Annotated in this window: 14 protein-coding genes and 1 pseudogene; 2 read left to right on the forward strand and 13 right to left on the reverse strand. The window is 34.8% G+C overall.

The window, feature by feature from the left end; translation table 11 throughout:
- The first annotated feature begins 37 nt into the window (after positions 1-37).
- Positions 38-2,134, forward strand: a complete 2,097-nt coding sequence (locus tag K4L44_05300) for a hypothetical protein (GenBank protein QZE15251.1) — start codon at positions 38-40, stop codon at positions 2,132-2,134.
- A 336-nt stretch (positions 2,135-2,470) separates the two neighbouring features.
- On the opposite strand, the gene K4L44_05305 is transcribed toward K4L44_05300, so the two are convergent.
- The 11 genes and pseudogenes from K4L44_05305 to K4L44_05355 form a co-directional block, all read right to left on the reverse strand.
- Entirely contained in the window at positions 2,471-2,617 is a 147-nt protein-coding gene (locus K4L44_05305; protein ID QZE15252.1) for a transposase domain-containing protein, read from the reverse strand.
- A gap of 146 nt (positions 2,618-2,763) precedes the next feature.
- Positions 2,764-3,030 (reverse strand): annotated as a pseudogene (locus tag K4L44_05310) (IS66 family transposase).
- Entirely contained in the window at positions 3,017-3,919 is a 903-nt protein-coding gene (locus K4L44_05315) for a transposase (GenBank protein ID QZE15253.1), read from the reverse strand. Before K4L44_05315 ends, K4L44_05310 begins: the two are co-directional and overlap by 14 nt.
- Positions 3,920-3,942: 23 nt before the next feature.
- Complete coding sequence (tnpB, locus tag K4L44_05320; protein ID QZE15254.1) at positions 3,943-4,287, reverse strand: IS66 family insertion sequence element accessory protein TnpB; 345 nt, start codon at positions 4,285-4,287, stop codon at positions 3,943-3,945.
- Positions 4,287-4,580 (reverse strand): hypothetical protein, encoded by a 294-nt coding sequence (locus K4L44_05325; GenBank protein QZE15255.1) that lies wholly within the window; start codon positions 4,578-4,580, stop codon positions 4,287-4,289. Before K4L44_05325 ends, tnpB begins: the two co-directional genes overlap by 1 nt.
- 74 nt (positions 4,581-4,654) lie before the next feature.
- The gene (locus tag K4L44_05330; protein ID QZE15955.1) at positions 4,655-4,834 is read right to left on the reverse strand and encodes a type II toxin-antitoxin system Y4mF family antitoxin; all 180 of its coding nucleotides are present in this window, start codon (positions 4,832-4,834) and stop codon (positions 4,655-4,657) included.
- A 557-nt stretch (positions 4,835-5,391) separates the two neighbouring features.
- Positions 5,392-6,345 (reverse strand): HipA domain-containing protein, encoded by a 954-nt coding sequence (locus tag K4L44_05335; GenBank protein ID QZE15256.1) that lies wholly within the window; start codon positions 6,343-6,345, stop codon positions 5,392-5,394.
- A 4-nt stretch (positions 6,346-6,349) separates the two neighbouring features.
- Positions 6,350-6,673 (reverse strand): HipA N-terminal domain-containing protein, encoded by a 324-nt coding sequence (locus K4L44_05340; protein QZE15257.1) that lies wholly within the window; start codon positions 6,671-6,673, stop codon positions 6,350-6,352.
- Positions 6,666-6,878, reverse strand: a complete 213-nt coding sequence (locus K4L44_05345) for a helix-turn-helix transcriptional regulator (GenBank protein QZE15258.1) — start codon at positions 6,876-6,878, stop codon at positions 6,666-6,668. Before K4L44_05345 ends, K4L44_05340 begins: the two co-directional genes overlap by 8 nt.
- A 465-nt stretch (positions 6,879-7,343) precedes the next feature.
- Positions 7,344-8,624, reverse strand: coding sequence for an IS1380 family transposase (locus K4L44_05350; GenBank protein ID QZE15259.1), 1,281 nt, complete (start codon positions 8,622-8,624; stop codon positions 7,344-7,346).
- Positions 8,625-9,163: 539 nt separating this feature from the next.
- Complete coding sequence (locus tag K4L44_05355) at positions 9,164-10,159, reverse strand: alpha/beta hydrolase (protein ID QZE15260.1); 996 nt, start codon at positions 10,157-10,159, stop codon at positions 9,164-9,166.
- A 712-nt stretch (positions 10,160-10,871) separates the two neighbouring features.
- Here K4L44_05355 and K4L44_05360 point away from each other — a divergent pair.
- The gene (locus tag K4L44_05360; GenBank protein QZE15261.1) at positions 10,872-11,219 is read left to right on the forward strand and encodes a hypothetical protein; all 348 of its coding nucleotides are present in this window, start codon (positions 10,872-10,874) and stop codon (positions 11,217-11,219) included.
- Positions 11,220-11,489: 270 nt separating this feature from the next.
- On the opposite strand, the gene K4L44_05365 is transcribed toward K4L44_05360, so the two are convergent.
- Positions 11,490-11,894 (reverse strand): N-acetylmuramoyl-L-alanine amidase, encoded by a 405-nt coding sequence (locus K4L44_05365; protein QZE15262.1) that lies wholly within the window; start codon positions 11,892-11,894, stop codon positions 11,490-11,492.
- On the reverse strand, positions 11,891-12,610 hold the full coding sequence (locus K4L44_05370; protein ID QZE15263.1) for a hypothetical protein: 720 nt from the start codon (positions 12,608-12,610) through the stop codon (positions 11,891-11,893). Before K4L44_05370 ends, K4L44_05365 begins: the two co-directional genes overlap by 4 nt.
- Positions 12,611-12,811: the final 201 nt, after the last annotated feature.

Consider the following 12,811-nt stretch of genomic DNA (forward strand, 5'->3'; position numbering starts at 1 on the left):
AATCAACACAATCTAACGAAATATATTTCCCTTTAAAATGACACAAACAAAATATAAAATCAATAAGATAGCCCTAAAGAACTTTAAGTTCTTTAGGGAAGATTCTCAAAATACTGAAGCACTCCACATTAAGCTCGAAGGTAAAAATCTTCTTCTTTATGGAGAAAATGGAAGTGGTAAAAGTTCTATCTATTGGGGGCTATATACATTCCTACAAAGTATTCATAAGGAAGATTCCGACGTTCAAAAATATTTTGACATGAACGACCCTAACTCCCTTGTAAACGATTTCATAGAAGAAGGGGAAGAGAGTGAAATAATGATAGAATTCCTAAAAACAAACTCATCAAACAACCCTTCAGAAAACAATACTTCAGAAGAAATATCAGTTAAAATAAATGCATTAGACATAGAAACAAAAGATCATTCTTTCATCTCAGATTACTCAGATCAAAGCGATTTCATAAACTATAAGATTCTTTTCGAGCACTATAATTTTTCTCATAGTGATGAGATTGATATTTTTCCTCTCTTCGAAAAATATATCTTCCATACAATCGATATAGGCACTAGTATACCTTCAGAAGGTGACATGCCATTCAAATATACTAGTAATGTGTGGAAAGAACTTAATTTGCCTGTTTACAGTTATTACAGTGATAGGTTTAGTGATAAAATTATAACAAATTATAGTAGCGATTCATATCAAACGCTCGGTTCAGACTTAACAAATATCTCTAAATTAGATGATGTAAGGAAGAGTGTTTTTAAAGACTTATCTTCAGAACATGAAAATGTAGCGTTAGATGATTTTCCTCAAGATATACTTAATCAGCAACAAAAATTATTACAATTTAATATTAAATTTAATTCATACCTATCGGATTTATTTAACTTAGTGAATCAGATTCTACCTGATTCGTTAAATGTACAGTTATCTTACCATTATATCTTTTCTTACTACACTTTAAAAGATAGTCCTAATTCAAGGATATCTGAATACAAGTTGAATTATCCTAAGTTAAAGTTAATTGTAAAATTTAAGGATGGTCGACAAATTAAAAAACCACAATCATATCTAAACGAAGCAAAATTATCTCTAATTTCTCTTTCAATTCGCTTGGCTACTTTAAAACAAAGAAAAGGAGCTATTAATTCACGTGTACTTGTTCTCGATGATCTTCTCCTTAGCCTCGACATGAGCAATAGAGACATCGTCATAAACGAATTACTAACAAACTATAAAGACTACCAAATACTATTCCTTACACACGATAGAGGTTTATATAATTTTATCAAAAGAAGATTAGAATCATCAGGTTCTGAAAAAGAATGGTGTTTTAAAGAGATGTATCAGGATTTAGAAGCAGGTTCAATAAAACCTTTTCTACTTGATTCTAAATCAAATTTATCTCTTGCACAAAAATATTTTAAATTATTTGATTATCCTGCATGTAGTAATTATTTACGAAAAGAGGTTGAAGTAATTCTTAAGAAGATTCTTCCTGATAATAAAATAAATATAGTACGTGATACTAATGGAGAAGGAACTAGAACTCTTCAATTAGATACTTTAATTAGAAATTTTGAAGAATGGTATAGTGATCTTGGGTTTTCATTAGAACCATTCAAAAACTTAAAGGAATATAAAGATCTATTACTTAATCCACTAAGTCATGATAATATGGAATCTCCAATTTATCGAAAGGAATTAGAAAATATTTTTGAGATATTAAAAAAACTAAGCAAAATACAAAAGAAAACAATAGGAACCATAACGGATGAAGTAGATTCAACGAATATTTTCGAATTAAAAGAAGAAGATCAAAACGGCGATCATTATTCTTACACTTTCAAACTTATTGAAAATTTTTATATTGTAACAGGACCAGATAATACTAAAAAACTTAATAATCCTTTAATTCAAGTTATAAGTGGAAAAAATGTCACATCAGCTTTAAATTTGAACATATCTCAACAGAGAATAAAACTACTTCGTGCATATGATCAAATTCGTTTTAAAATTCGTAACAAAAGTAATAATGATGAAAAAATTCCGGCTAAAGATCTCATGACAATCGTTTATTTTCATGACACAGCTATCCAAAATATAGTTGAAGAAGCATCGTATTAAAATAGATTTTTTCATGCATTTATTACAACATAATAATCATTGTCTAATTGGATGACTTGACAATTAAACAAGATGAAGAATTGACATTAATATTAGTTGATATATCAGTTTTGAAATGATGTTGAATATCTTTTTTGTCATAAAGATTGAGTGGGATGTTTTTGAGTAGGGATATTGATTTGAATGGGATGAAATTGAGGAGATATATGGGGTGAATGATTATTCACCCGTACAGGAAGGTGGACGCCTTTTTCGTGAAGAAGAAGGGGCTTGTTTTAGTTTTTGCGGTGTCGTCGTATCGGTTCGGCTACTCACGTATATGAAGATTGATCCTTTTTACGATGAAGATACTTTCCAGTTTTGAGGAAGTAAGTCATCGTATTTCGATGACTTGGTATCGGATATATGATTTAAGATATCTGTATACCATACATGAGGTTCAACGTCTGACATTTTGCATATGGAAGATAGGGTATAAAACATTGCTGCTCTTTTAGCTCCCTCTTCTGATCCTGCAAAGAGATAGTTTTTACGTCCAATCGTTACTGGACGTACTTAATTCTCTACATTATTATTGTCAATAATGTAGCTTCAATCTTCTGTATATTGGCACAGTTCATCCTATAGATTTAGGCTATAGTTGATTGCCTTCCCAATAGGGCTTTTAGGTAATCTTCGATAGACAACTTTTTTTCTTTACAAATCCTGCCTATCTTATATAGTTCTTGGATCTTTTTTAAGGCATATTCAGCACGAGTACGATCATTTTCTTTTGCCTCAAAAAACTTCCGTCGAGCATGTGCCATACATGCTAACTTTATAATTTCTTTTTGGCTTCCAAGTTTATGATAACCTTGATATCCATCTGTCTGTAGAACTCCTTTAAACTCCTTTAAACTCTTTTAAAGTAGATTCTGGTACTGAACCCCTTCGAGAGTTATCGTAAGTAAATAAAGAACTCTTTATATACGGGGCATAATAGATCCAGAAGTAACCAAGGTGAGTGGCTCCTTGTTTCTTATCTGTTAGAACCTTGATACTTGTCTCATCGGCTTGAATATAGTCTGACTGGATTACTTTTTTCTCGATATGTTTGTATAGTGGAGAAAGTAGTTCAGCAGCCTTTCTTATCCATCCATTGATGGTTGCTTTAGGAAAATCGATTCCTGATCTTTTGAAGATTCCTTGGGCTCTATAAAGAGGTATATGGTCGTAAAATTTACCAACAATAAATTGACTTATTAATGAGTTCCCCGCCATACATTTGGGGATAAGATCCGACGGAAGTTCGGAGATGATAATGTTATCCTCTTCGGGTAAACGATATTTTGGACGAACGATTTGTCTTACATAAAGCTTGTCTGGACTAAATTCAATCCTCTCTGATATCTCTTCTCCAATACGAGTTACTCCCTCTGGGACATCATCAGGTTCAATCACTTCTACTTGACGAGGAAGGTGTGAAGGGATACTTTTTCTTTTTGCCTTTTTTTTCTTCTTAACAACCTCAATAACCTCCTCTTCTGGAGAAGATATCTGTAAGTCTTCTAGATTTTTCTCTTCGACTTCAAGAGCTAACTCTAATTGGTTCGGATCTTTATAGGTTTCTTTGGTTGAGCCAAAGATGCGTCTTTGAAGATAGGCAATCTGTGCCTTTAGAGTTTCTACCTCTTGTTTTAATCTAGTAACTTCAGAGTCGACATTAGAGTATTCAGTCATCATCTTTTGGAGTTGATCCAAAAGATCTTCTTTACTTACATCCTCTATGATATCGCTCTTATTCATGGTTTAAGGATACACATATTTATTTAAATAACATAACGTTTTTGTCTTTTATATTCTTTGACAAGAACACCTTCTATAAGAAGGACAAGATCAGTGTACTCAAGATGCATTGATGTTAAGTCTTTTATTTCAGGAGGTCTAAAGGTTCCTCTCTCTAGTCGTTTCACAAAAAGAACAAAACCACCTCTTTCCCATTTAAGTAATTTCATCATGGTACGACGTTTGTTCAGAAAGATAAATACATCTCCCGAAGTAATATTGGCATCAATCTTATTCTGCACCAATCCGGATAATCCATCAAAACTTTTCCTCATATCTGTTGCTTCAGAATAGAGGTGAAAACGATCATTTGAAGATATTGATAACATCAGCCTTGAATTTGGATTAATGATCGAAGCGTCGATATTGTCGTTGCTGAAGAAAGTTGAAGGGTTACACCATTGGGATAAGTGATAACGATCTCTTCTTTTATTTGTGAGGTTTCATTGTCTAATGTGACAAAAAAACCTTGAGCTTCTTTAGAGTACTCCTTCTTATATTTTGCCTTCCAATAGCTATATACTGATAGTTTTATATTGTTCTGTTTACAGTAATCGATATTGCTTAGTCCACTATTGTGTTGTGCTTCTATGAGATCAAACATCTGTGCTTTTTTACTCATCAATTTCTTTTTTTGATTATGTCTCAAAAATAGAAGGCTTTAAAATAATGCATAAGATGTGAATAACCGAACGCTTACTGAACAGGTGCTAGTTCATGTCCGAATAAAGCCAATACCTCATTCACTTTATCCATTCTTAAAGACTCTTTTCCCTGCTCCATTTCTCGAACAAAATGTAAACCGACGCCTGCTCTCTCGGCCAAATCGTATTGTGTTAAACCTAGTTGCTTTCTTCGAAGTTTGACAAATTGAATCGTGAATTCTTCATATCTATACCTTTTAGGGTATAAATATAGTGAAATTTGTCATTTTTATACCCGATAGGGTGTAAATATGATAAAAAAGAGCATATTACCCCCGTTCGGGTATATTATGCTTTTAAATAGAGTGAAGTGTTTTTATGCTTTTCTCGCAAAGGGATATTCCCTTTATAGTATAAATCGCATCAGAAATTGAGTTAAAGACTTCCTTTAAGAATCGAGCTTTGGGAGGAATTGATTTGGAGTTTTAGTATGATGTTTGTTCAAGAGGATTTGTATCATGGATTGTTCCATTATCTCTTTGCCTTTAATCACAAAAAAAGTCCAAACAAGTTATATTGTAGGACTTTTTATTTATTTGTTTCCAAATTCAATTTATTGGTTTGATGGATCATACCAACTACAATGACGAAATTTATATGACACACACCATGAATTTAATGTTTGTGCTTTCGATGCTTATTATGAAGATTTACGTTGTTTAAATAGCTTTAATTCTGTTTATTAGAGTGTTATAACCAAAATGAAATTGTAAAATTGATGTCTCTTCGTTATATGTTCTTAAAAAGAACTTCAGCTCTATTTGATATCAATTCTATGTATTCCTCTTTTTTACCATCAGATAAAAAAGACTTATCGATAAAATTGATTGCATTAGGGAGTGCTTTATGAAAACGTCTAAATATATTCTTTATTTGCTTTTCTTTTAACCCTATTTTTTGTGCAAATTGTATAAAATCATTTCTTTTGAATTTTCGTTTCTTGCCATTCATGGTTAACGCGAGTTCTTCAGGATCATCCTTTTTAGGTATTACCAATCGGGTCGATAAAAGGTCATAAGCTGGAGCTAATTGTGTTACCCCATTTTCGTTATCAATTAATGAAAAGTTTTTCAAGTGCATATCTGCATTGCCTGTTAAAAAAGAGAACAAGGTTAACTCAAAAAATACCTGTATATCAAAAAGAGGGTTAGTAGAGTATCGAGTAATCACTTTGCCAATTTGTTCCATTGAGCCTCTGTATTTATACTCTGTTAAACGTTCACTTAACTGACATAAATCTTCCATTGGTAATTTTGATCCTTTTACCCGATCTATTCGCTTTGTTATATAAGCCAACTCTCCTGACTTTAGTCGAATTAAGGAGTGTGGAACTGTATTAATCTTAAAAAAGTTTGCCAAGTGCATCGTTAAATCCTCATTCTCTGGTAAGTTTGCGTACTGAGCAGTAGGAGGTTTTAGAATATAATTACCCAATACTCCTACTAAAGTCATTCTATTGTTTTCACTCCTTTTCGGTTCAAAATAAAATGATAGTTTGGCTTGGACTCCAGGAACAGTTACTTGGTTTTGAATCACTTTTTTTGCCAACTCCTGCATTTTATTCAATGAATAATCTAATACAGGTGCTTGCTCTGTACCAAATAATTTTTTTGTGCATTTTACATGAAAATCATTTCCACTTTTGTCTAACGACTGATAACAATACAAACATTTATGATTCATTGTTTTATTTATTAATTGGTATTACAGAAACGGCTCCAATACAATCTTTGCAACATGATAATAGTAGTCCCATTCTATCACTCGATTTCAACTTCCAGTTATCTACAGCTACATCCAATAACCATCCCTCTGGTATTAGACCATCAAAAAAAGGAAACATGGTATTTGAGGTGTATGGAAGGTTGCTGATTGGTAATGTCTTACTTATAGGTTGGCATCCTTTTATTGCTAAGTATTCTTTTTCATACAAAAAGCGATAACCAGTTTCGGTTTCTTCTATGATTCCAGCTAATATATCGTTAAAATATACTTTTCCTTTTCTATTCATCTTCGATCATTTTAGATTGAACAGGTGCTAGTTCATGTCCGAATAAAGCCAATACCTCATTCACTTTATCCATTCTTAAAGACTCTTTTCCCTGCTCCATTTCTCGAACAAAACGTAAACCGACGCCTGCTCTCTCGGCCAAATCGTATTGTGTTAAACCTAGTTGCTTTCTTCGAAGTTTGACAAATTGAATTAAATTCTTCATATCTATACCTTTTAGGGTATAAATATAGTGAAATTTGTCATTTTTATACCTTTTAGGGTATAAATATAGTGAAATTTGTCATTTTTATACCCGATAGGGTGTAAATATGATAAAAAAGAGCATATTACCCCCGTTCGGGTATATTATGCTTTTAAATAGAGTGAAGTGTTTTTATGCTTTTCTCGCAAAGGGATATTCTTTGTGTTTTGCAATATTCGATGTGGTGTAATCTAAATTTTAACTGTTTTCGAAGGACTTTATGTTATTACCTTAAATCCGCAACTTCTTCACTTTGAAGTTTAATTTAAAATAGATACGTGATATTTGCTGATTTGGTACGTACTCCTATTACCTTAAGGACTATTTGTTTATCAATTATTATAAAAAGAACAGACTTTCCCCTACCCATCTATATATTCAGGCTATTGATAGGTGGCCTGTTGCAATTTCCGTAAAATATAAAGTTTACGTTTGATGAGAAAGGTGAAGAAGTCTCAAATTGGATGTAGATAAATGCATAATTTGTTGCCTTCCACTCGTTGTGAATTTAGCAACGATATTGATGACCCTAAAGGTGAATTTCTTAATTCTAGACTCTTTCTCAAGACCTTCTACAACGCTACTAAATAGCGCAACGAGCCATCGGTACATAATATGGATAATAGCTCTTATTATAAGGAAAACAGTATTCTCTTCTAATGAACTATGTGGCATCTTCTTCCAATCGAAATCATTATTTTGAATATCAAACACTCTTTCACTATTCCCTCTATTATTATAGAATCGGATGGCCTCTTCATTGGAGATTACTTTATCGTTCGTGATAAGAAACATATATTTTTTTGCATCTTTGGTAAAAGCAGATAATTGTCCTTTATTAGTAATTGTTCTGTAGATCACAATACGATGTTCATGCTTTCCGAAAATATATTTAAAACTTGAAACCTCTAAATCTTGATTGTTAATTCTGCACATTTCCCAATGATCACAATTGTCTGCAGATAACAACAATGTCTCTGAACTAGATGCTCTTATGCTGAACAATATACGTTCTTCTTGAAAATAGCCTGTTACCTCTTTGATGTAGGATCCACAATCCATTCTTGCATATTTAGGCTTGATTCCCTTTTCGAACAGTGCTTCTAGTACTGATTTATGTGTTGATAATTGATTCATTTTAACATTACAGTTGCCATTTCGGCCTTCCACATATACAGGAATATTTGATATAGTTGCAACTCCAGGAAAATAGCCTTTTCTCTTCTTGTAACTATAGGTTGCATCATATTTCTCGGTGGGAATAAATTGATGATCAAAGTCGTAAATTAATGAAGTGTCTTCAGGAATAATTTGCTTAAATTTTATTGCAGAATCAATCAAAATATCATTCATCTTGGTATTCACATTGATCTTATTTTCATTGTTGCTTTTTGTCTCAATAAAGCTGCAGGGTACAGATAATTCTTTATTTGATCGCAATATAGTATCAGCAGATGGGACTGAAATACCAGGAAGGTAATTTAAACACTCCTCTCGGATATAATTTACATTCTCAATACTACTTCCTCCACAGAAAACAGTATAAGCTTGCGTTAAAATAATATCTGAATAGCTGTAATTTGCACCTTTACCTCTATTTCCAAAGACTTTATTTATAAATTCTTTGACACCGAAAGATTGTAAATGCTTATTAACTAAACGCAAGCCTCCAAAAGCAGTAAGTTGTGATTTTGACTGTACGATCATTCACCTAAATAGGTGAATTTATTTTAACTACACAAGTGATACAACTGTTTGTTAACCAATTAAATGGGTTTATAACAAGAAATTAACATGCGTAGTTAGGGGTTCTATTGAGACAAAACAACATTACTATTTTGACCTTCTCGTTCTTTCTTTTGGTCCTACAATAATGAAATACCGATTCTTTTAGGGGTTGCTGCTTATAAAATGCAGATATGCAAAGCGCACTCTCTTCTTGTTGAACTCCGAAATGATACATTCATTCTTTTTTGGTCATCACGTGATATTTGATTACAAATCAAAGTAAGAGATTTTGTCAAAGTATTACAAGATGCACATCACCGAATACTTACGCTTGTTGGAGATTAAATGTAAACGAATCGTCGTTGTCAATAAGTAGTATATGCCCCATCAATAGTTTCTATTTCTTTGTTTCGATACAAAAATAGGCTAGAGGATACAAAAAAGGTTGCCTCATAAGAGGCAACCCCAGAATAACAAAATAGAGGAGAATAAATGTTCTCCTCTATTGCATAAAATAATTATTGTAATGTTTTGATAAAGTCATTGATGCTTTTGGCAAACATTGTTGGCTCGTGAAACATCATATAGTGTCCAGACGCTGGAAATACGACGTTCGTGATTTGTTTCGCATTAACTACTGCTTCTATCTCTTTCTTTTGAGAAGCAGAAACTGCAAAGTCATATTTCCCCCAAAGGATAAGTATTGGTTTTGTAAATGCGGCCACATTCTGAGTGTTGTCTGTTTTTAAAATCTCATTAAACAGCGTGCTATTACTTAAAATACCTCTCTGGTTGATCACAAAATCTTTGTGGTTGTCTACTTTGATCAGTACTTCAGGAATATATTTTGTTACTTGGTAAGCAAGTACATTCGCATTGGTTTTGCTAGATTTTATTTGAGTGACTACTTTTTCCCAATAGTCGGTGTTCTCTTTTTTTGCTATACGAACTTCTGCCTCTTTTTGTACATCCTCTCTGGTTTGCGCCATTAAGGTTTTACCATTGGTTACACCTGCTGCATCGATCCATGCCACTATTTTGTCTTTGTGGGTTGCATCTTTTAGGTATGAGGAAGTTAGCATTCCTCCCCAACTATGTCCTAATAGAACAATCTTTTTGTTTGGATAACGATCTTTTAATTGGTCGATCACTTTGTCCAGGTCTTCCACATATTGTGCGATGGTAAAGTGTTTTTTGTCATCAGATCCTTTGGATGCACCTGAGGCTCTCTGTTGCCAATATCCGACAAGGTGGTTTGTTTCGATGTCTTTGAATCCGTCCCCTCCTTTGTATGTTCGGAAGTCTAGTACATCCGATCCTGGTCCACCATGAACAGGTAGAAGAATGAAGTCGCTGTTTTCATTTCCATGTATCCATACAGGCATGGTTTCTTCCGCATTCGTTACTTCGAATGTGGCTTTTGGGTATACTTTCTCTACTGCCTTGTCTCCACCTCCACATGCAATAAGCAATGTGATTGATATAATGGATAGTAAATAGCTAATTTGTTTCATTGACTTCTATTTTGATATTTTAAATTAAATATATACTCTTCTGTTTATGGTGTATCATTGCTCTTTTTCTTATATGTCGGCTGTTATTTTATATTATTACATATGATTGAAAAAATGTGTAATCGATAAGGTTGTTTAGGGCTTGTTCACACCTGGATTCAAACGACTAATGCAACTATTCTATCCAAGTTAAGGATCAGATATTATTTTAGGTGGATCAGTAAAATGTTCATGGAAAAAGAGGATGTAGACTAATTGGAATATATCTCCTATTCAGATCTTCTCGAAATATTTCTCAACCATATTGTATGCCTCGTAGATACATATACTGGATGCGATAAGTTGACATATATGGGATGTATTGGGTATGTCGATATTATATTGCAATATTTATGATATGCATAACCCACCTAATATACTGAGTGATCCACAGTTGGGCAAGTTGGTTTTTTTAATGGGGTAAGGTGGTTTACGATTTTATCTATATTGGGGTTTCATTTGATTTATTGGGGGTGTAATAAAGAGTTCAGTAGCAAGTAATAATCTTACAAATGGACTCTTATTTTGATTCTTAGATTCTAAAAAAATTCACTGTTGGATTAGACGACTCGTTGAGTGCGTAAATCTTACTTCTACCAGTTCTAGTTCTGTTTTCTAACTTGTGGCTTTTTAGTGTTTGGTGTGAGATGGTATGCAGAACCCCCTCTTTGATTTGAAGAAGGGGCTTATTAGAGATTTGGTGTTAGCTTTTGCGTTGGCGACCGAAGAGGAAGCACATGGCGTAGGCGAGGTATTCGGTGAATTTGTTGAGGGTGGTGGTTGGGATGCTGAGTTTGTGGCCGAAGAGACAGGTGAAGAGGATGATCAGGATGACGATCTCGTGAATGTTGCGGTCGAGGAAGCCTCGGTTGGGATCGCTGTTTTGCTGGTTATGGTTGCGTGCATCTTGCTTGTCGGCTGTGGCGGTGTTGTTGATGATCTTATTGGTAATGTGTCTTGCGGTCTTGGTGATGTGTTTGGCATTTTTCATGAGATGGTTCTGTATTTTGCTTGGGCTTAATGATTGGATGAGTTTTTTGTAAAGGGTTGTGGTTCCTCTCCTTAGAAAGGATGCTAATTTGCGTTTAGAGGACTTCTTAGAGGTTTTCTGCGGTTGGAGGTGTACTTGATAGGGTGCTTTGCTAAAATGCGCTAGATTGTCTTTATTCTCTTTTGTATGAGGGTGTAGTTGTATGGTTTGTGACATGGCGGTATGATCTCTTTTTTCACTCTTTTTTAATGGGTTCATATGGTTGGGATTTTAGGGGACAGTTTTCTGCCCCCGTTTGGTTTATGATATGGTTTGGAGTACCTCTTCTACATCGAAGTTGGGACAACTTTTGTATTTGTTGAAGTGGTTGTGTCCATAGATCTTTGTTTTGGGTAGTTGATAGTCGCGCATGAGCTTGATAAGGAGCATGCGTAGGCTATTGAACTGGGCTTTGGAGAAGTGATGTCGTCCAGTGAGGCAGATGCCTATGGAGTCTTTGTTGTTTCCAGAGCAGTGTGCTCCATACATCCCTAGTGCTCGTCCCCATCGTATCCTTCCCTCTTTGGTGATTACAAAATGGTATCCGATGTCTTTCCATCCTCGTGCTAGATGCCAGCTTCGTATGGTCTCTACGTTGTCGTGTTGGGATAGGTCGCTGTCGGAACAGTGTAGGATGATCTTGCGAATGGTTCTCATTTTATTCATGGTATAAGTATTAAGTTATAGTATATGGTAGCACTTTCGTAGCGCACTACCTGGTTGTTTTGCATGGCTAGGTGGCTGGAGTCGTATTTCGTGAGATGGTTGACTTCCCATGGTAGTAGGTCGGTGACGTGCTTCTGTTGTGTTACTTGCAGTAGTCCTTTGCGTTCGGCCTCTTTGCGATAGCGATAGTATTGCGCGGAGGAGATATGGAGCGATTTGCTGTAGTAGTGGCTCGGTAGTTGGTAGGGGCCCTGCTTGATGATTCTTTCCCCTTCCCTTGTGTAGATGGTGTGCTTCTGTATCTCATCTCGGATCTTTTTTGTTTGAAGATGTTTGATCTGTAGTCGTTCTTTGAATGCGACATGAAATAGCATGGCGGTGATGGCTATCGTCTGGAAATGGAGGATGTTGTATTCGTGTTCCCATACCAGTTTGGTGCTACGAAAACGTAGTTGGTGGTGTATGAGAATATGTTTCTGGTTGTGGATGTGATAGTAGTTTGGACTCTTGTTTATAGGGGTGATAAAGCCTAGTTTTTGCAAGATGTGGATGCGACGATAGAGCGTGGTAATGGAGATCATCAGTTGATGGCTTAGTTGGAGTATTTTGCGTGTGTTGAAGTTCACCTCTTCTCTTTTTTCTAGCAATATATAGAGCTGAAGTGCAGGAAGTACTTTTTTCTGATGACACTTTTCGATGATGGCGAGATATATCATTTGTTCTTTTTTCATGACTTTTAGTTTTTTCATGTTTCTCTTTGTTTGAAGTATGTCCGTCTATTGCGGTGAGCCTGGATGCTTTTGGGCCGTTCCAAAGGAGAAGTTGGATGCTACCTAGGGGATTAGCCTATTTTTTTGGTGCAACGGGGGCGCCCTTTTCACCCCACTCTATCCTGCGCTTGAGGGTAGGAGTCGAAA

The organism is Prolixibacteraceae bacterium, from assembly GCA_019720755.1.
Taxonomy (GTDB): Bacteria; Bacteroidota; Bacteroidia; order Bacteroidales; family Prolixibacteraceae; genus Halosquirtibacter; species Halosquirtibacter laminarini.